At 71.6% G+C, this 17,490-nt stretch carries 12 protein-coding genes and 7 pseudogenes; 10 read left to right on the top strand and 9 right to left on the bottom strand.

The genetic code is table 11. From position 1 onward, the window contains the following. Positions 1 to 244 precede the first annotated feature (244 nt). The gene (locus tag AB0A94_RS15920; protein ID WP_361744610.1) at positions 245 to 2,503 is read left to right on the top strand and encodes a helix-turn-helix transcriptional regulator; all 2,259 of its coding nucleotides are present in this window, start codon (positions 245 to 247) and stop codon (positions 2,501 to 2,503) included. 13 nt (positions 2,504 to 2,516) lie between these two features. Beyond that, positions 2,517 to 3,074, top strand: a complete 558-nt coding sequence (locus AB0A94_RS15925) for an XRE family transcriptional regulator (protein WP_361744612.1) — start codon at positions 2,517 to 2,519, stop codon at positions 3,072 to 3,074. Between the two features lie 442 nt (positions 3,075 to 3,516). Here AB0A94_RS15925 and AB0A94_RS15930 read toward each other — a convergent pair whose 3' ends face one another. Beyond that, on the bottom strand, positions 3,517 to 4,578 hold the full coding sequence (locus AB0A94_RS15930; protein ID WP_361744614.1) for an ABC transporter permease: 1,062 nt from the start codon (positions 4,576 to 4,578) through the stop codon (positions 3,517 to 3,519). 120 nt (positions 4,579 to 4,698) lie between these two features. Between AB0A94_RS15930 and AB0A94_RS15935 the strand changes: the two are divergent. Further along, a pseudogene (locus AB0A94_RS15935) lies at positions 4,699 to 4,862 on the top strand (lamin tail domain-containing protein); the annotation flags it as partial. Between the two features lie 253 nt (positions 4,863 to 5,115). Here the strand turns inward: AB0A94_RS15935 and AB0A94_RS15940 are convergent. Further along, positions 5,116 to 5,727: a dihydrofolate reductase family protein gene (locus AB0A94_RS15940; protein WP_361744616.1), complete on the bottom strand. Its 612-nt coding sequence runs from the start codon at positions 5,725 to 5,727 to the stop codon at positions 5,116 to 5,118. 125 nt (positions 5,728 to 5,852) lie between these two features. Here AB0A94_RS15940 and AB0A94_RS15945 point away from each other — a divergent pair. Then, a pseudogene (locus AB0A94_RS15945) lies at positions 5,853 to 6,116 on the top strand (transposase); the annotation flags it as partial. A 55-nt stretch (positions 6,117 to 6,171) separates the two neighbouring features. Beyond that, a complete protein-coding gene (locus AB0A94_RS15950; RefSeq protein WP_361744654.1) occupies positions 6,172 to 6,333 on the top strand; it encodes a helix-turn-helix domain-containing protein in 162 nt (53 codons plus the stop codon). Here the strand turns inward: AB0A94_RS15950 and AB0A94_RS15955 are convergent. After that, a complete protein-coding gene (locus AB0A94_RS15955; RefSeq protein ID WP_361744618.1) occupies positions 6,323 to 7,126 on the bottom strand; it encodes an SAM-dependent methyltransferase in 804 nt (267 codons plus the stop codon). The two genes, AB0A94_RS15950 and AB0A94_RS15955, sit on opposite strands and share 11 nt — an antisense overlap. 480 nt (positions 7,127 to 7,606) lie before the next feature. On the opposite strand from AB0A94_RS15955, the gene AB0A94_RS15960 reads away from it, so the two are divergent. The 3 genes from AB0A94_RS15960 to AB0A94_RS15970 are packed head-to-tail and all read left to right on the top strand — an operon-like array spanning position 7,607 to position 11,077. Next, the gene (locus AB0A94_RS15960) at positions 7,607 to 8,782 is read left to right on the top strand and encodes a hypothetical protein (protein ID WP_361744620.1); all 1,176 of its coding nucleotides are present in this window, start codon (positions 7,607 to 7,609) and stop codon (positions 8,780 to 8,782) included. Then, positions 8,779 to 10,341, top strand: coding sequence for a VWA domain-containing protein (locus tag AB0A94_RS15965; protein ID WP_361744622.1), 1,563 nt, complete (start codon positions 8,779 to 8,781; stop codon positions 10,339 to 10,341). Before AB0A94_RS15960 ends, AB0A94_RS15965 begins: the two co-directional genes overlap by 4 nt. Then, on the top strand, positions 10,328 to 11,077 hold the full coding sequence (locus tag AB0A94_RS15970) for a hypothetical protein (protein ID WP_361744624.1): 750 nt from the start codon (positions 10,328 to 10,330) through the stop codon (positions 11,075 to 11,077). Before AB0A94_RS15965 ends, AB0A94_RS15970 begins: the two co-directional genes overlap by 14 nt. A 16-nt stretch (positions 11,078 to 11,093) precedes the next feature. Here AB0A94_RS15970 and AB0A94_RS15975 read toward each other — a convergent pair. Further along, positions 11,094 to 11,242, bottom strand: a pseudogene (locus tag AB0A94_RS15975) (LLM class F420-dependent oxidoreductase); the annotation flags it as partial. 76 nt (positions 11,243 to 11,318) lie between these two features. Here AB0A94_RS15975 and AB0A94_RS15980 point away from each other — a divergent pair. Next, a pseudogene (locus AB0A94_RS15980) lies at positions 11,319 to 12,293 on the top strand (integrase core domain-containing protein); the annotation flags it as partial. Between the two features lie 7 nt (positions 12,294 to 12,300). On the opposite strand, the pseudogene AB0A94_RS15985 reads toward AB0A94_RS15980, so the two are convergent. From AB0A94_RS15985 to AB0A94_RS16000, 4 genes and pseudogenes are all read right to left on the bottom strand, one after another. After that, positions 12,301 to 12,707: pseudogene (locus AB0A94_RS15985) on the bottom strand (transposase); the annotation flags it as partial. Positions 12,708 to 12,985: 278 nt separating this feature from the next. After that, on the bottom strand, positions 12,986 to 15,205 hold the full coding sequence (locus tag AB0A94_RS15990; protein ID WP_361744626.1) for a xanthine dehydrogenase family protein molybdopterin-binding subunit: 2,220 nt from the start codon (positions 15,203 to 15,205) through the stop codon (positions 12,986 to 12,988). Continuing rightward, a complete protein-coding gene (locus AB0A94_RS15995) occupies positions 15,202 to 16,185 on the bottom strand; it encodes a xanthine dehydrogenase family protein subunit M (RefSeq protein ID WP_361744628.1) in 984 nt (327 codons plus the stop codon). The genes AB0A94_RS15990 and AB0A94_RS15995 overlap by 4 nt, the downstream gene beginning before the upstream one ends. Positions 16,186 to 16,196: 11 nt before the next feature. Further along, positions 16,197 to 16,838 (bottom strand): (2Fe-2S)-binding protein, encoded by a 642-nt coding sequence (locus tag AB0A94_RS16000; protein ID WP_361744630.1) that lies wholly within the window; start codon positions 16,836 to 16,838, stop codon positions 16,197 to 16,199. A gap of 219 nt (positions 16,839 to 17,057) precedes the next feature. Here AB0A94_RS16000 and AB0A94_RS16005 point away from each other — a divergent pair. Continuing rightward, a pseudogene (locus AB0A94_RS16005) lies at positions 17,058 to 17,201 on the top strand (sensor histidine kinase); the annotation flags it as partial. A 220-nt stretch (positions 17,202 to 17,421) separates the two neighbouring features. Here the strand turns inward: AB0A94_RS16005 and AB0A94_RS16010 are convergent. Further along, positions 17,422 to 17,475 (bottom strand): annotated as a pseudogene (locus AB0A94_RS16010) (hypothetical protein); the annotation flags it as partial. Positions 17,476 to 17,490 lie beyond the last annotated feature (15 nt).

Consider the following 17,490-nt stretch of genomic DNA (forward strand, 5'->3'; position numbering starts at 1 on the left):
GCGCAGACCTCCTCGAAGGGGAGTCGGGACAGCGTCGTCGTCTCCCGGTTACCCCGTGTTCTCCCGCTCATCGAGGCCGTGGGCAGCCGCGCTCACCGACGGCGGCTGTGCACGCGCCCGAGAGCGGGTCACGGCCTCCTGGTGCCGACCGAGCTGCCCTGAATCGACTTGTACGCAATCCGTACGGCAAAAGTGCGCTCTTCGTACGGTTCGGAGAGGTAGGGTGTTGATCAGGAGGTGTTTCATGTCCGAGTTGTTCAAGGCGGTCGACGCCCTGGTGGCGTCCCGTGCGCCGCTGCCGTCGGCGCAGGAGCGCAAGCGGCTGCGCACCGCCCACGGGCTGACGCTGGACGAGGTGGCCGCCGCGCTGAAGGTGCGCCGGGCAACGGTGTCCGGCTGGGAGTCGGTCAAGAAGACGACCGAGCCGCGGGGTCCGGAGCGTGAGGCGTATGCGCGGCTGCTGAACAAGCTTGCGGACCTCTACCCCGCACCCTCAGCACCGGAGGAGCCAGCCGCCCCGACGACATCAGCCACCTTCACCGCCGCGCCCGTCCCGGCAAAAGCACAGACTCCGCCCCCGGGCCCGGCGCCCGACACCGCGGCCACGACTCCAGCCGGGACCACCCGGATCACCCCTGCCCCTCTCCCTCCTGCTCCGGCGACCGCGCCGCGTCCGACGCGCACCACCGGGAGCACGTCGACGTCGCGCCGCCCCGGCGCGCGGAAGGCGGCCCCGGCCGGCACCTCGGTCGGCACCCCGGCGGGCGGTGTCGACCCACGCTTCGAGAACGGGCCGCTCGCGGTCGTCGACGTCGACGCCGACGGCCAGGTCCTCGCGCACTGCACCGGCGGCCTGGTCCTGGACGTGCCCGCCAAAAGCCTCCCGGCCCTGATCGACTGGACACTGAAGGAGGCCAAGCTCGGGCAGCCGAAGCTGTCCGGTCCCGGCAAGGACGCCGACCCGCTGCTCGTGCTCACCGAGGCCGTACTGGAGCGCTACGGCCTCCCCGCGGCCCTCACCGAGGAGGAGCGGCTGGCCGGACGGATCCCGGAGGGCCACAAGGTCATCAAGCAGCTGGCCCGCGCCGACTGGAAGCTCACCAAGCGCGGCTTCGGACCGTGGGCGCGGATCTACCGCCCCGCGCAGGGCTCGGAACGCAACTGCGTGCAGCTGTGCATCCCGTCCTGGCACGCGCTCGACTCCCGCCACTGGGGCGACGCCGCACAGCTTCCGCCGGCGGACCTCGCCCACGTCCTGGGCACCTACGCCTCCCGCGTGATGACCCCCCGCGGCTCCACCGCCGTGACCGGCCTGGAGCTGATGACCGCGCTGCACCCGCCGACCCGCGCCTCGGAGCCCGACACCGACGGCCGCAGGCACTCCGAGCACAACCCCGGCTCGCTGGGCAAGGACCCGGTGGACTGCGCCCCGTGCGAGGCACCCGACGGGCACCCGCTCCTGGCGGACCTGCCCCGCTTCCACGTCCGCGGCCCCGCCGAGAAGCTGTTCGAGGAGGCATACGACTGGGCGCGCCCCATGACCGACGACGAATGCGCCCTGCGGTACCTGGTCGGCATCGACGTCAACATGGCCTTCGCCGCCGGCGCCAACGGCCTGGTCGTCGGCCTCGGCGCACCCACCCACGTCAGGACCCCGGCGTTCGACCCGAAGCTGCCCGGCTCATGGCTGGTCGACCTCTCCCACGTCGACCTGTCGAGGGTGAAGGTCGGCAAGGAGTGGGCGGACCTGAACGGCGACCTCCTGCCCAGCCCGTTCACCCCGAAGGGCGACCGCCCCGAGGGGCCGGCCTGGTACGCCACGCCGACCGTGGCGTACGCCGTCGAGCTCGGCTACGAGGTCCGTCCGCTGGAGGCGTATGTCCGCCACGACAGCGGCCGTTATCTGGATGCCTGGTACAGCAGGTTGCGGGATGCCTACCTCGCCACGATGGCCGATCTCGGCGTGTACGCCGACGTGCCGCCGGCCGATTTCCTGACGGCGATGGACGGCTACCAGGAGCGTGACCCGCGGTTGGCGACCGTGGTGTCGGCGATCAAGGCGACCGTGAAGGGCGGTCTGGGCAAGCTGCGTGAGCGCCCGCGTGGGGAGGGGTGGCGGCCCGGGCGGCCGTGGCGGGCCCTTGCCCGGCCCACCTGGCGGCCGGACATCCGTGCGGCGGTCATCTCCCGGGCCCGGATCAACCTGCACCGCAAGATCGTCAGGCATGCGGCGTTCACCGGGCAGTACCCGGTGGCGGTCCTGTCCGACTGCGTCGTCTACGCATCCGACGGGCCGTCGCCGCTGGACTTCCTGCCCTACCGGGACGGCAGGCCGCTGCCCGGCGGCTTCAAGCTCGGCGTGAACCCCGGGCTGGTGAAGCACGAGGGCACCCAGAGCGTGCTGTGGGGCGAGGGGGTGCGCGAGCGGTTCGGCGCTTGGGAGCTCAACCTCGCCCGGTACATCAAGGACGGCACCGTCACCGATGTCGACAACGGAGAGTAGGGGGAAGGCGACGATGAGCCTGTTCGGGGACGGCCTGGACGCCGCGGTGCACAAGGCGTTCACCCGCCCGGTGCCCAAGAGCGCGCCCGCGCAGATGCGGTACCTGGTCAAGCAGCTCAAGGGCACCAAAGCCGTGGCGCGGATGTTGCGGATCTCCCAGCGCACCGTCGAGCGGTATGTGAAAGGGCAGATCAAAAAGCCCCGCCCCGAGCTCGCCGCGCGCCTGGAGCGCGAGGTGAAGAAGCGGTGGCAGCCGCAGATCCGTGCCAAGGCCCGGCAGAAGGCGGCGACCACCGGCGGCATCGTCATCGACACCCGCGCCCGCCTCGGCTACACCGCGCCGATCGGGTCGACGGACCAGGACCGCGTCCGGCACCTGACCGTCGCCCTGCCCCCGCAGCACGCCGCCCGCCTCCTCGACGCCCAGCAGGCCGGCGCCACCGACCAGCAGCTCCAGCAGATCACCGCCGACGCGCTCCGCGAGGTGTACTTCCAGGACGGCGGCCGCCGCGCCGGGAACCTGGAGGAGGTCCGCTTCACGGACATCGAACACCTCGAGTTCGACCTGTAGGCGCCACCGCGCACCACGCACCGAACTCGCGCAGACGGCAGGCCGCACACCCAGCACAGGCACCAGGAGCACGACCTGGCCGTGCCCGAGCAGAAGGCCGGTGGCACCTGGCTCTCACGCTTCCTCGGCTGACGCGGCCGGACGCGCGCTGTCGAAGGCCGTGCAGACGGCTGGCGGCGGCCTCAGCCCTTGGGACGGGCACGCCCGGGACGGCCCCGAGCGCGCCCGCGCCGCTGCACCGCTGCACCGCATCCCCTTCAGACGGCAGACTTCGCGCTGCGCCCCACGGTTGGTGGGCCGCGCGACGAGGCCCGCACCGCGACATCGTCGCCGCTCTGCCGCGGCAGGGCCCGGCTCGGCGTGGGCCCGGGCGGCCCGGCCACAGCTCGCTCTCCGGATGGCCTGCCGCGCGGTGCAGCCGACGGCAGGGTGACCGGGGCCGTTACGACTCGGCGTGCGCCGGATGGCGCTCACGACCGCCGGGATGCCGGTGCCGCCAGATCCAGAAGACCGCACACGACAACAGGGCCCATCCGCCCAGCACCAGGAACGGGAACGCGTGCTGGTGCCCCTGGAAGTACACCGCCGTGTGCTGCGCGTTGACCGAGGCACCAGGCGGCAGCCACTTGCCGATCTCGCCCAGTGGGGAGGGCAGCAGCGGCCAGGACACCGCGCCGCCGGACGAGGGGTTGCCCAGTAGGATCATCAGCCCCCATGTCGGCAGCATCGCCCAGCGTCCGAACAGGGTGTTGAACATGGTGAAGACCATGCCGCTGGCGAACAGGGTGAGCGCCAGGATCAGCCACGACTCCACGAACGGCAGGTCGAGCGCGCCGAGCAGCCAGTCCACGGTCGCGGCGATGGCGAATCCGCCGAGCAGCGCGTAGGCGAGGGTGAACAGGATGCGTTCGAAGGGCGTCAGGGACCGTGCGTGCACGCTGAGCTGGATCGCCCCGACGAAGCCGATGATGACGGCGGCCAGCGAGATGTAGAAGATCGCCAGTCCGCGTGGGTCCCCCTCCTGCAGCGGATTGAGGTCCTGGACGGTGACCGCGACGCCGGTTTCCTCCCCCACGGCCGGCGCCGTGTCGGCCAGTACCTCCGCGACCGAGGCCCCGGAGGCACCCGACAGGTCGAGGACCGCGGTTCTCCCGTCGTCGCGGATATCGAGGATCGCAAAGACCTCCTGGTCGTCCATGGCCTGACGGGCCCCGGCGGCACTGCCGTACACGTGCACCTTCACGGACGCGTTCAGTGCCTTCTCCAGGCCGTCCAGGAAGGCCTGCCCGCGGGCCTGTTCGTATGATCCGACCACGGCCGTGGGGATCGAGTGCGGCGTCGGATTGGCCATGGAATAGGTGTACGAACCGGCGAAGAGGCCGGCCGCAGCCGCCAGGATGAGCACCAGCACGGTGGCCGGCCACAACGGTGACTGCCGGAACTCGGACCACCGCTGTCCGCGCGTCGGAGGCTGGGCATGGGCACCATGGGACATGTCGGCCATGGTCAGGACGTTTCCACAAGCAAAGCGAAAGGGCACCCATAGCGCCGTCACCCGTGGGAGCACCCAGGGGGAGTATGTGCCGCCCTTGCAGGCGTCCTGGTGCGGAGGGAAGTCGGGCACCGCCGTGCGGTGAACCTGGACGGCTGGACCCTTCAGGACGAGGACGGCCGCACCTGCACCCTCCACCATCTGCCGCCTGGATGGCCCGGGCCACCGTCCGCAGTCGTACCGGTGTCAGCCGCGACACTCGCACCGACCTCTACCAGGACCGCCGCCACGAAGTGTCCCCGGGCCTCACCCATGGCCCATGAGGACGATCGTTCGGCTGAAGCCTCATGAAGCCTTTCGCCGCGTAGGCGACCGCCCTTCACGATCACGCAGCTGATCGGCCCCGTCCGGCACTCGCCGGACGGGGCCGATGTTGTGCTGACTGCGCCCTGGCGCTTCCGGAGACCAGATGATCAATTCCAAGAGGTCAGTGGATGCTCGGGAAGATGTGGCGTCCGGCGACCCGTTTCGATCGATCCGGTCCGGCGGTTACGCGTCGGCCCCGTACGTCCCGTACTCCGGAAGGCCCATCGACTCGTAGACGTGCACCGCGATTCCGCTCGGCGTCGTCTCATGGTGCAGCAGGCGCAGGCCGGCCGGGGTGCCGCCGTCCGGGAACAGGCGTCGTCCGCTGCCCACGACCACCGGGGCAATCGCGAGCCGCAGCTCGTCGATCAGGCCGGCGGCCAGGAGGGACTGGCCGAGCCGGGCGCTGCCGTGGACCTGGAGCTCGCGGCCGGGCTGCCGCTTCAGTTCGGCGACCTGGGCGGGGATGTCGCCGGACAGGATCGTGGTCGGCTCCCACCCAGCCTTGGTCAGGCTCTGGGAGGCGACGTACTTCGGTGAGCCGTTCAGGATGCGGGCATTCGGGTGGTCGGTCATCTTCGGCCAGTCCCGAGCGAAGTTCTCGTACGTACGGCGGCCGAACAGGAACGCGTCCGCCTCGCCGAGCCAGAGGGCGGCCATCCGGTCGAATGCCTCGTCCAGGTGCGGCACGAACCAGCCGCCCTGGGTGAACCCGTCGCTGGTGTCCTCGTCCGGGGAACCGGGCCCCTGGGAGACACCGTCCAGAGACAGAAACTCCTGCAGTACCAACTTCATCGCGCACCACTTCCCTCTCGAGCGAGGAGACATCCGTCCCCGCCCTTTCAGACTTCGTGACGTGCGGAAAATCATCGGCCGTCCCGCGGCGCGTCCTCGGACGACCAAGGGGAGGCTGCGCACACTTCGCCGCGCTGCTGGATCCCGCCGACGGCAACGCCGCCCTGCTGAGCACCTGGATCACCTCGGCCCAGGCCGAGGACCTGCCCCACCCGCATGCCCTCACCCGGGGCCTCGAGAAGGACCGCGCCGCAGTCGACGCCGGCCTCACCCTGCCGCACCACAACGGCGGCACCGAAGGAGTGAACAACAAAACCAAGCTGATCAAGCGCCAGATGTACGGCCGCGCGAGCTTCCCCCTCCTCCGCCACCGCATCCTCCTGGGCTGACCCACCCTCCGTCACCACCGACTACGGAACAGACCCGAATACAGGACAGACCCGCCTGCGGCACGCCGCGCGACTGCTGCGGAGCACCGGGCTGCCGGTCGCCCGGATGGTGGAGGCGTCCGGCTGCACCGGCCCTTTCCACTTCAGCAGTGCCTTCCGCCGGCGCCACGGGGTGCCTCCGAGGGCCTGCCGAGCGGCAGGCCGGGTCACTTCTTGACCGCGACACCGCAGACGGAGACGTCGGCCGTGTCCTCCTCGGCCCGGTCGGCGTCCGGGCGCCAGGTGGCCGTGGACACGACCCCCGGCTCCACCAGCTCCAGCCCGGCGAAGAAGGAGGCGATCTCCTGCGGTGACCGCAGGTGGTAGGTGTTGGCCGACTGCCCGTTGTAGACCCCGACCGCGGTGTTGAGTGCCTCATTGGTGTTCGTGCCGTCGCTCAGGGCCAGGTAGCTGCCCGAGGGCAGGGCCGAGAGCAGCGTGCTCACCAGGTCGGCGGGGCGCTCGGCGTCGGAGATCTGCCCCATGATGCCCAACATGGTCAGGGCGACCGGGCGGCTGAGGTCCAAGGTCTTCGCTGCTTCGGCGAGAATGCGTTCCGGGTCCCTGACGTCGGCGTCGACGTAGGCGCAGGCGCCCTCGGTGCTGCTGGTGAGCAGGGCCTGCGCGTGCACCAGGACGAGGGGGTCGTTGTCGACGTACACGATGCGGCTCTCCGGCGCGATGCGCTGGGCCAGTTCGTGTGTGTTGTCGGCGGTGGGCAGTCCGGTGCCGATGTCGAGGAACTGGCGGACGCCGGCCTCGCCCGCGAGGAAGCGCACGGCGCGCGCGAGGAACCTCCGCTGCAGCCGCGCGACGGCGGCGAACTCCGGGAAGGTCTTCAGGACGACCTCACCGGCCTCGCTGTCGACGGGGTAGTTGTCCTTGCCTCCCAACAGGTAGTTCCAGACACGGGCGGAGTGCGGGCGATCGGTCCGCAGCGCGGCCCTGACTTCTTCACGCGGGTGAGTCACGGGGAAAGCTTCACACAGAGCTGTGGCCCCGTAGACCAACTACCGCGGCATCGACTCGACTTCGCCCGGACTGAGGAACGCCGCAAGGGCCGCGACGGGCCGCCGTCATCCGGACTGGTACCGGCCCATCACCCTGGCCGTGCTCGCCCATGCCTTCCTGGCCGTCGTCGCAGCCCCGGCCACCGGAAGGGGGCCGCGGGAACGACACCACCAGCACCTTCCGCTTCACCGTGGCAGAAGTCCGCCGGCTCTCGGGGGCTCTGCTGCCCCGCCCCACACCCCGCCCCGGACCAGCTGTCCATGCCCTGGACTTTCAACCGACGTTCGCCGAGAGGTCATGTGGGGTACACCACCATCGCCGACGATCCTGGCCCGGCCACACGGGGAGAACGCAGGCGTCAGGGGGGAACGCAGGTGCCCGAGAACAGACCCGCTGCCGAAGAGCCGCGGTTAACCGTTACCAGGCCCCCGCGCCGCCATTTGCGCAGAGCGCTGGCAGCGGCGCTGCCCGTCCCGGTCATCGGGCTGGTCCTGCTCGTGGCCTCCGGGAACCTGCTGCTGCCGGTGCGGCCGGTGATCACCATTGAGGCCAAGATGGCCTCCAAGAGGGACTTCTTCCAGGACCCCGAAGTCGAGCGGCTGCTCATGAAGCACGGCTTCCGCGTGCACATCACGAGCATGGGCTCGCGTGAGATCGCCAAGCAGGACTACGACGGGTACGACGTCGTCTTTCCCTCCGGCCAGCCGGCCGCCGACCTGATCAGCCGGGAGCGCGCCCGGGCGAACCGTCCGGTGCTGCTGTACCGCCCCTTCGTCAGCCCCATCGTGCTGGCCACCTACCGGGACTACGCCGAGGTGCTCGCGGCGGAAGGCGTCGCGAAGCGCCTGCCGGGCTCGGGCGGCCCGCCGATGTACTACACCCTCGACATGCGGAAGTTCCTCGACCTCGCGCTCGGCAAGAGGAACGGCGTCCAGCGTGATCCGGAGGACGGCTACCGCTGGGACGAGATCGACGACAAGAACCACGTCCGCAACGGCAACAAGATCCTCGCCCAGACCTCGGACATCTGCGAGGCCAACTCCGCCGGTACCTACCTCGGACTGGTGGCCTTCGTCGAGCACGGGAACGACGCGCCGGACAGCGAGGCCGAGGCCGAGCAACTCGCCCGGAAGATCAAGCCGCTCCTCGTCGAACAGGGCCTGCCGTCCTCCGAACGGGCCGAGACGTATCTGTCCCCCGACGGGCAGGGCATCGCCCCGATCTCGGTGATCTACGAACACCAGTTCCTCGCCCACCAGCTACGGCACGAGGCGCAGAAGGGCGAGACCGACGACGAGCGCGTCCTGCTCTACCCGTCCACGCGCTTCGTCACCGAACCCCAACTCGTCGCGCTGACCGGCGACGGCGCGCGGCTCGGCGAACTGGTCAGCGAGGACCCCGAACTCCAGCACCGCGCCATGGAGCTGGGCTTCCGGGCCCGCGGCGCCGGCAGCGGTGCGAGCAGCGACGAACTCACCCGGTTCCTCACCGAGCGGCGGATCCCGGTGCCCACCACCTCCTCCGACGACACCCGCGCGGTCCTGCCCAGCCTGCCCCTGCTGGAGAGGATGATCGAGATCGTCGGCGACTGCCCGGACCGGACCGGTAGCCCGTGAGGCGCGGCGTGGGCCTGCTGGCGCTCTGCCTGGCGCTCGTCGCCACCTTCCTCACCGCCTGCTCGGGCGACGCCGACGACGACACGGTCCGGCTGCGCGTCCTCGCCGGCCCCGATCTCGCCGTACTGGAGCCGTTGCTGGGCGAGTTGAAGGACGAGACCGGCGTCGACCTGCGCCTGTACCACCGGGCTGACGCCGAGACGAAGACCCCGGACCGCGACCGGTACGACCTCGCGTGGCTGTCCTCCGACCACTATCTGCGCCTCACCGACAGACACGCGCTCCGAGGGCTGCAGCGCACGGTCACCATGACGTCCCCCGTCGTCATCGGCCTGAAGCCGGATGTGGCACGCGAACTTCGCGCCAGGGTGCCCGGTTCCCGGCTCACCTGGGCGGACATCGCGGACGCTGCCGCCACCGGCACCGTCCGCTTCGGCATGGCCGACCCCCGGCACGCCGGCAGCGGGCTCGCCGCCCTCGTCGGCGTCGCCACCGCCGCGGCCGGCACCGGAGCAGCGCTACGCCCCGAGGACGTCTCCTGCGACCGGCTGCGCGGCTTCCGCTCCGGCCAGGCCCTCACCGCCGATACCGGCCCCGCCCTCGTCGACACCTACGTCGACCACCAGGACGAGGCCAACGCCCTCATCACGTACGAGTCCGATCTGCTCGCCCTCAACGCCTCCGGCCGCCTCGACGACCCCCTGGAGGTCATTCGCCCCGAGGACGGCATGGTCCTGGCGGACTTCCCGCTGCTCCTGCTGAACCCGGCCCACCGCGCCGCGTACGACAAGGTCACGCGGTGGCTGCGGCGCGAGTCGGTGCAGCGGCAGATCATGCGGCACACGGTGCGCCGCCCCGTGACCACGACGGTCACCCGGGACGCGCGGCTGCGCGAACCGGTCGGCAACGCGCTCTTCTACCCCGACCAACCGGCCGTCGTCGAAACGCTGCTGGCGGACTACGGCGACCCCGACCGCCGCACCACGAGTCAGGTGGTCTTCCTGCTCGACTTCTCCGGCTCGATGCGCGGCGCCCGGATGGCCGCCCTGCGCGAGGCATTCGCCGGACTCAGCGGCGCGGACCCCTCCGCCTCCGGCAAGTTCACCCGCTTCTACCGGGGCGAGCGACTGACCGTCGTCCGGTTCGGCGGCCGGGTGCTGGAGCAGACGACCGTCACCGTCACCGGCCCGAAGGATCTGACCGCCCTCGCCGGCACCGTCGCCCGGGGCGGCTACGGCGACGCCACCGCCGTATGGTCCGCCCTCGACCACGGCTACCGCACCGCCGCCCGTGAACTGGCCGCCGACCCCGACCGCTCCGTATCACTCGTCCTGATGACGGACGGCGAGAACAACACGGGCCTGTCCTACGCCGAGTTCGTACGCCGCCACAAGGAACTGCCCGCCGTCGTGCGCGCCGTCCCCACCTACCCCGTCCACTTCGGCGAGGCCGACGCAGGCGAACTGCGGCGCGCGGCGGCGAGGACGGGCGGACGGATGGTGGAAGCCGCCGACTCGTCCCTTTCCGAGGCTTTCAAGGAGATCCGTGGCTGTCACTGACGCACTGTGGTGGAGCCTTTGGTGGCCGTGGATGACGGTCTGGCTGGTGACGGCCGCCGGCGCGGTGGTGCTCGCGGTGATCCTGGTGCGCCATGCCCGGGAGCGGCGCAGGCACCTGCGACGCTGGCAGTCGGCGTACAGCATCTGCCTGTACCTCGACGAGCAGGCCGTGATGGACCTGTACGAGCTCGGCAACTACCGGTCCGCGCTGGAGGAGGCCGTCGAGCTGCGGACGAAGGTCGACACGAGCGTCGGCTTCTGGAGCCGGGTGCTGACGTGGCTGTTCCGGTTCCGGCTGAAGCGGGACGTCAGCCAGGAGACGTTCCGCAAGTTCGTGCGCAAGGACAAACCGATCAACGTGGTCGGCGTGGTCATGGAGGCCTTCGACCGGGCCGACGCCATCGTCCACGCCGACCTGATCACACTGACCGTCGTCCCGAACCGGAACCTCGCCGACAACCTGGCCGACGGCCGTGCGGTGACCCTGAGCCGCATCGGCGAATTCGTCTCGGTCAAAGGCATGTTCTCGCGCGTGCCGGACGTGACGGAGGGATTCGTCCTGCGGGCCGAGTACGGCGACGAGCAGCCCCCCGTCCACATGCGCGTCGTGGCCCCCGGGAACGCGCGCCGCTCCATCCCGGACGGCACGTTCACGGCCCGCTGCCTCGGCAAGATGACCGGCTGGCGGGAGGACACCCGCGAGGTGACGCTGGAGGCGATCGCGATCTTCTGGTGACCGCCGACCACCGGTGGTTCGGTTCGGCGGGGACGCGCAAGGCGTGCGGGGCGGGCGCGAGGGCCAGGAGGCCGGTCACCGGCCCCTCCCGCCACAACTCCAGCCGCCCGGCGATCCTCCCGCGCGGCCCACCAGGCAGATCTCGTCGACGAACGCGTCCGGGACCTGTGCCGTTCAGGAATGTGTCGCTGCGGGTCGTGGAGGTCTGGTGGCGCTCGGGCCGCCTGCGGCGATGCCGTGGGTGGTTGTCTCGCTGGTGTACCGGGTGACGAGGAAGCTGCTGTCGGTCCCGGCCGTGCTCCTGCGCCGGCAGGTGGCCGAAGACGCCGAGCTTTCGGTCCTGCGGCACGAGGACGCGGTGCCGCGTCGACAGCTCGCGGGTCCGGTGCGCTACGAGCCGGCGGACCGGTTGTGGTTCGCGGCCCTGTCCTCGCTGATACCCCGGCGGCGCTGGACGGAGGTGTTCCCGGTGACACCGGGCACCGTGCCGGCGTGGCATCGAAGGCTCGTCGCACGCCGATGGGACGACGGCAAGCGCCGGAACAGGCCTGGCCGATCACCGACTGCGCAGGCCGTCAAGGAGCTGGTGCTACGGCTGGCCGAGGAGAATCCGCGCTGGGGCTGTCGCAGGATCCAGGGCGGGCTCGCACGGCTCGGGCATCGGATCGGAGCGTCCACGGTCTGGCAGATCCTGACCTCCGCCGGCGTGGACCCGGCTCCCCGCCGGAGCGGCCCGACCCGGCGAGAGTTCCTGCCAGCGCAGGCCGACGGCATCATCGCCCGTGACTTCGCCCCTGTCGACCTGGTGGACCTTCGTCGGGTCCACGCACTGGTCTTCCTCGAGCACGGCACGCGCCGCCCGCACATCGCCGGCGTGACCGCTCACCCCACCGCGCAGCGGAGCGTACAGCAAGCCCGCGACCTCGCCGCCGACCCGGGCGTGCGCTTCGAGTCGCTGCGCTTCCCGCTCCGCGACCGGGACAGCCAGCACACCGAGGCCTTCGACGCGGTCTTCGCGGCCGAGGGCATCGAGCCTCCGAAGACCGCGCCGCGGTCCCCACGGATGAACGCGCACTGCGCGAGGGCCATCGGCACACTTCGGCGCGAGTTCCTCGATCACCTGCTGACCTTGAACGAGACCCATGCTCGATGCGTGCTCGACGCCTACGTCCTCCACTGCAACGGCCATCGCCCCCCCCACCAGGCCCGGGGACAACCTGGGGCAGTGCGTCGACCCAGACGAACGAGTACGCCCCGGCGTCCAGGGGGACGGTTGCGGAACGCGGCAACCTGCTCGTCCAGGTGCTCGGCCATCGCACGGACACGGGACGTCGACAGCTGGGTGACCCAAGGGACTCGGCGAGCTTCTCGACCCGGCGAGTGGAGACACCGAGCAGGCCCTCATCTCGGTGGTCGCCACCGAGATGAGGGCCTGCTCGGCCCGGCGACGGCGTTCGAGGAGCCGGTGCGGGAAGCGACTGCCCTGCCACAGCTTGAGGGCGGCCAGTTCGACGGTGCCGGCCCTGGTGTCCCACTCGCGCGGGCGGTAGCCGTTGCGGTGATTGACGTGTTCGTCGCCGACCTGCCCGTGTTCGGCGCCGCAGAGGGCACCGGCCTCTGCGGACATGAGCACGGCCGGTGGCCGTTCATCTATGCGGGCACCATCCCGATGCCGGAGCAAACCCCCGCATCAGGTCGAACCCGTACACCGCTTCCCGGGACGCAACCGGCGGCCGCTCTCGCTTCCGCCGAACTGCCCCGGGCGCGGCGAGTGGCAACCGAACGGGGCGGGGGAGTGGCGCACAGGTGCGAGGGGTGCTTTGTCTGGATGGTGCCAGCGGCCTGCCTCCCTGGCAGCGGAAGGCCGGCTCAGGATTGAACACTGAGACATGAACGGCGGCCCCGGGGTCAGAGCAGGGCTTCGACGGTGATGGGCAGGTCGCGGACGCGGCGGCCGGTGGCGTGGAAGACGGCGTTGGCGACGGCGGGCGCCACGCCGACGGCTACGACCTCGCCCAGTCCCTTGACGCCGATGGGGGCGGCGTCGAGGTCCGCGCCGCCGTCCAGGTAGATCGCCCGCAGGTCGGGGACGTCGGCGTTGACGGGGACGAGGTAGTCGGTCAGGTTCGCGTTGACGATCCGGCCGTCGCGGTGGTCGGTGACCGTGTGCTCCAGCAGCGCCTGACCGATGCCGCCGACCATGGCGCCCAGCGCCTGGCTCTCGGCGAGCTTGGGGCTGATGATGCGGCCCGCGTCGTACACGCCGAGCATCCGTCGCACCCGCACCATGCCCAGCCGGGCGTCGACGGCGACCTCGGCGAACGTCGCGCCGAAGGCGTACATCGACGACCGCTCCGGCTCCGAGGGCGGCGTGAAGGAGCCGAGCACCTCCAGGTGGGTGCGGTGGTTGCGGGCCAGGAGCCGCTCGTAGGTCTCCGTGCGCGCCGGGTTACCGCGTACGCGCAGTCGGCCGCCGAGGACGACGACGTCGTCGTCCTCGGCGCCGTACAGCGGGGAGCCCTCGTCCCCGACGGCCAGCCCGATCGCCTGCCGCCGCAGCCTGTCGCATCCGTCCTGGACGGCGGAGCCGACGCTGGCCATGGTGAGGGAACCGGCGTGGGGCGGGGACCCCGGCATGAGGGAGTCGCCGAGTCGGAAGGTCACCTTCCGCATGTTCAGGCCGAGGGCGTCCGCGGCAAGCTGGGTCATCGAAGTGTAGGTGCCGGGGCCCATGTCACTGGACGCGGACTCCACCAGGGCCGTGCCGTCGGCGTCCAGCCTGACCCGGGCCTGGGCCCCGAGCCGCAGGGTGTCGTAGCAGCCGACGGCCACGCCGGTACCGATCAGCCAGTCGCCGTCGCGGGTGGCACGCGGCGCGGGGGCGCGCCGGTCCCAGTGGAAGGCGCCGGCGCCCACCCGCAGGCACTCGCGCAGCCGCCGCGTGGAGAACGGCAACCCGTTGGAGGGGTCCTGCGCCGTCTCGTTGCGCAGCCGCATCTCGATCGGGTCGATGCCCAGTTCGTGGGCGAGTTCGTCCAGGGCCGACTCGACGGCGAACGCGGCGGTCGCGTAGCCGGGGCCGCGCATGTAGGTCGGCGTATTCACGTCCAGCGGTACGGTGCGGTACGTCTGGCCGACGTGGGGAGTGGCGTAGAGCATCCGGCCCGGGGTCACCGTGCCCTCCAGGAAGTGCTCGTACGCGGACGTCTCGGCCCTGATGCCGTGGACCATCCCGGCCAGCCGCCCGCGCCGGTCGCTGCCCAGGCGCAGCGTGTACGTGTAGGCGGGCCGGTAGCCGACCCCGTGGTAGAGCTGCTCGCGGGTCAGCACGAGTTTCACCGGGAGCCCGGTCACGCGGGCCGCCAGGGCCGCGATGGTGGAGTGCGGCCAGACCCGCGCGGCGTTGCCGAACGCGCCGCCGACGAAGGGCGAGATGACGCGCACCGAATCCGGCGGGATGCCGAACACGGCGGCGAGTTCGTTCTGCGTCCCCTGCACCCACTGGGTCTTGTCCCAGACGATGAGCCTGTCGCCGTCCCAACGGGCGATGGTGGCGTGCGGCTCCATGGCGTTGTGGTGGACGCGGGCGAGCCGGTAGACGGCCTCCAGCCGCACCTCCGCGGCGGCCAGTGCCTCCTTCGGGGTGCCGCGCTCGTAGTCCTGCGGGGGCAAGGGGTCGTTGACCGGGAGGTCGGGGGCGGTCAGGTCCGTGGAGGGCCGCTCCGCACGGTACGAGACGCGCACCAGGTGCGCGGCGTGCCGCGCGGCCTCCAGCGTCCGGGCCACGACCACGGCGACGGGCTGCCCGCAGAAGCGGACCCGGTCGTCCTGGAAGACGCGCAGCCGTTCGCCGACCGGTGGGTCCATGAACGCCCCGGGGTTGTCGCGGTACGCCAGCCGGGGCGCGTCGAGGTGGCTGATCACCCTCAGGACGCCGGGCTGGGCCAGGGCGGCGCGGATGTCGAGGGCAGTGATGCGGCCGAGGGCGACACGGCTGCCGACGACGACCGCGTGGACCGCGCCCCTGACGTCGTGATCGGCGGTGTAGTCGGCCTTGCCGGTGACCTTCAGCCGCCCGTCCACCCGGGAGAGCGGTGCCCCGACGGCCGCCTGCGGCTGGGGGCTCATCCGGCACCCCCCACGGTGCGGAGCTGGCGCTCGACGGTGCGTTCGAGCAGGTCGACCTTGAAGCGGTTGTGCTCCAGCGGACGGGCTCCCTCGGTCGCCCGCCCGGCGGCCTCGGCCCACAGGGCGTTTGAAGGCCGCTCGCCGACGAGGTGCCGTTCGACCCCGGGGAGCCGCCACGGGACGGTGCCGACGCCGCCGGCGGCGACCCTCGCCTCCCGGATCACCCCGCCGCGGACGTGCAGCACGACGGCCGCGGAAGTGAGGGCGAACTCGTACGACTGCCGGTCGCGCACCTTCAGATAGCCCGACCGTAGGGGGCGCGGATGGTCCGGGACCTCTACTGCCGTGATCAGCTCGCCCGGCTTCAGGGCCTGCTCACGGTGGGGGGTGCGGCCGGGCCGCAGGAGGAAGTCGGCCAGGCGTACACCGCGTGCGCTCCCGTCCGGGGCCAGCAGGTGCACGGTTGCCTCCAGGGCCGCGAAGGCCACAGCGGCGTCGGAGGGGTGGGTGGCCACGCAGCGGTCGGAGGTGCCGAGGATGGCGTGCGTGCGGTTGAAGCCGCCCCGTGCCGCGCATCCCGCGTCGGGGTCGCGCTTGTTGCAGGCGGCGGTCACGTCGCGGAAGTACGCGCAGCGGGTGCGCTGCATGAGGTTGCCGCCGATGGTGGCCATGTTCCGCAGTTGCGGGGAGGCGCTGAGCTCCAGTGCCTGCGAGAGTATCGGGTAGGCGGTGCGCACCTCGGGGTGGGCGGCGGCCTCGGCCATCCGCACCAGGGCGCCGATGCGCAGGCCCCCGCGTTCGGTACGGGTGACCCCGCGCAACGGCAGGCCGCTGATGTCGACCAGCGTGCGGGGGCGTTCGACGGTCTCGCGCATCAGGTCGACCAGGGTGGTGCCGCCGGCGATGTACCGGCCGCCGCGCCGCCCGGCGGCCAGCGCGCCCCGGGTGTCGGAGGCCCTGGTGTAGGAGAAGGGGTACATGGTGGCCGACCTCATTTCCCATGTGCGGTCTGGTCGACCGCCTTGACGATCCCGACGTAGCAGCCGCAGCGGCAGATGTTGCCGCTCATCCACTCCCGGATCTCCTCCGCGGAGCCGCTGTGGCCTTCCTGGATGCACCCGATGCCGGACATGATCTGGCCGGGCGTGCAGAAGCCGCACTGGAAGGCGTCCTGCTCGATGAACGCCTCCTGCAGCGGGTGAAGTTCGCCGCCCTCACCCGGGGCCAGGCCCTCGACGGTGGTGACCTCGGCGCCTTCCAGGCGTATCGCCAGTGTCAGACAAGCGTTGACGCGGCGTCCGTCGACCAGGACCGTGCACGCCCCGCAGGCACCGGCGTCGCAGCCCTTCTTGGAGCCGGTCAGACCGAGCCGCTCGCGCAGCAGGTCCAGCAGCGACGTCCGGTTGTCGATCGCGACGGCGTGCCGCTCACCGTTGACGATCAGTGAGATACGGCCGCCGGGCGGTCCGCCGACGGCAGCCGGTGCGGCGCTGAGCGCGGGCGTGCCCGCGGCCAGGCCGCCGGCGACGGCGGCACCGCCCACCGCAGTGGTCGTCGCGATGAACGTGCGCCGGGACGGCGGCGGGGACTCGGCAGGGGGAGAAGCGGCCGGCCCGGTGGGTTCATTGGGCATGTGGGTGCCTTCTGCTCGGTGGTGGGGTGACGGCGGGCTGTGCGGGGCGGCGCGCACGCGGACCGGGGCCGCGTCGTCGCCCCCCTCGGCGGTGAGCCGACCAGTGGGCCGGGGCCGCCCCCGTGACGTGGTCCTGAAGGCGGCGGTGTGCGCGTAATCCGGCGGTCGGCTCCTCCAGGCGCTCCTCGCTGCGGGCGAACCCGGTGCCGGTGCCCGGTGCCGGTGCCCGGGCTGTCCCGACTCCCGACGTTCCTCGAGTCCTTCCGCTGCGCGGGTCTGGAGGTGTCGGTGCACCGGAAGGGCACGGCCAGGCGGCTGCCGCCCGGAGTGGAGCTGACCGCCTACCGCATCGTCCAGGAGTCCTTCCGGGGGAGGTGCTCGCCGGCGAGCGCCGAGCGGGTCGCATGCAACGACGCCAGGAGCTGCAGCCGAGCTGCGTCGATGCTGCCCGGTTCGGCGGTGTGGACCAGCATGAAGGAGCCGGGGCCGCCGGACAGTTGATAGGTGTCCCGGTCCAGGACGATGTCGCCGGCCCCGGGGCCCGGAAGGTCTTGGTCCCGTTGACCGAGACCCGTACGTCGTGCCGGGCCCACAGCCGCCGGAACTCGGCGCTGCGGATGCTCAGTTCGCCGATGATCGCGGTGGCGCGCGG

The organism is Streptomyces sp. NPDC044984 (assembly GCF_040646935.1).
Taxonomy (GTDB): Bacteria; Actinomycetota; Actinomycetes; order Streptomycetales; family Streptomycetaceae; genus Streptomyces.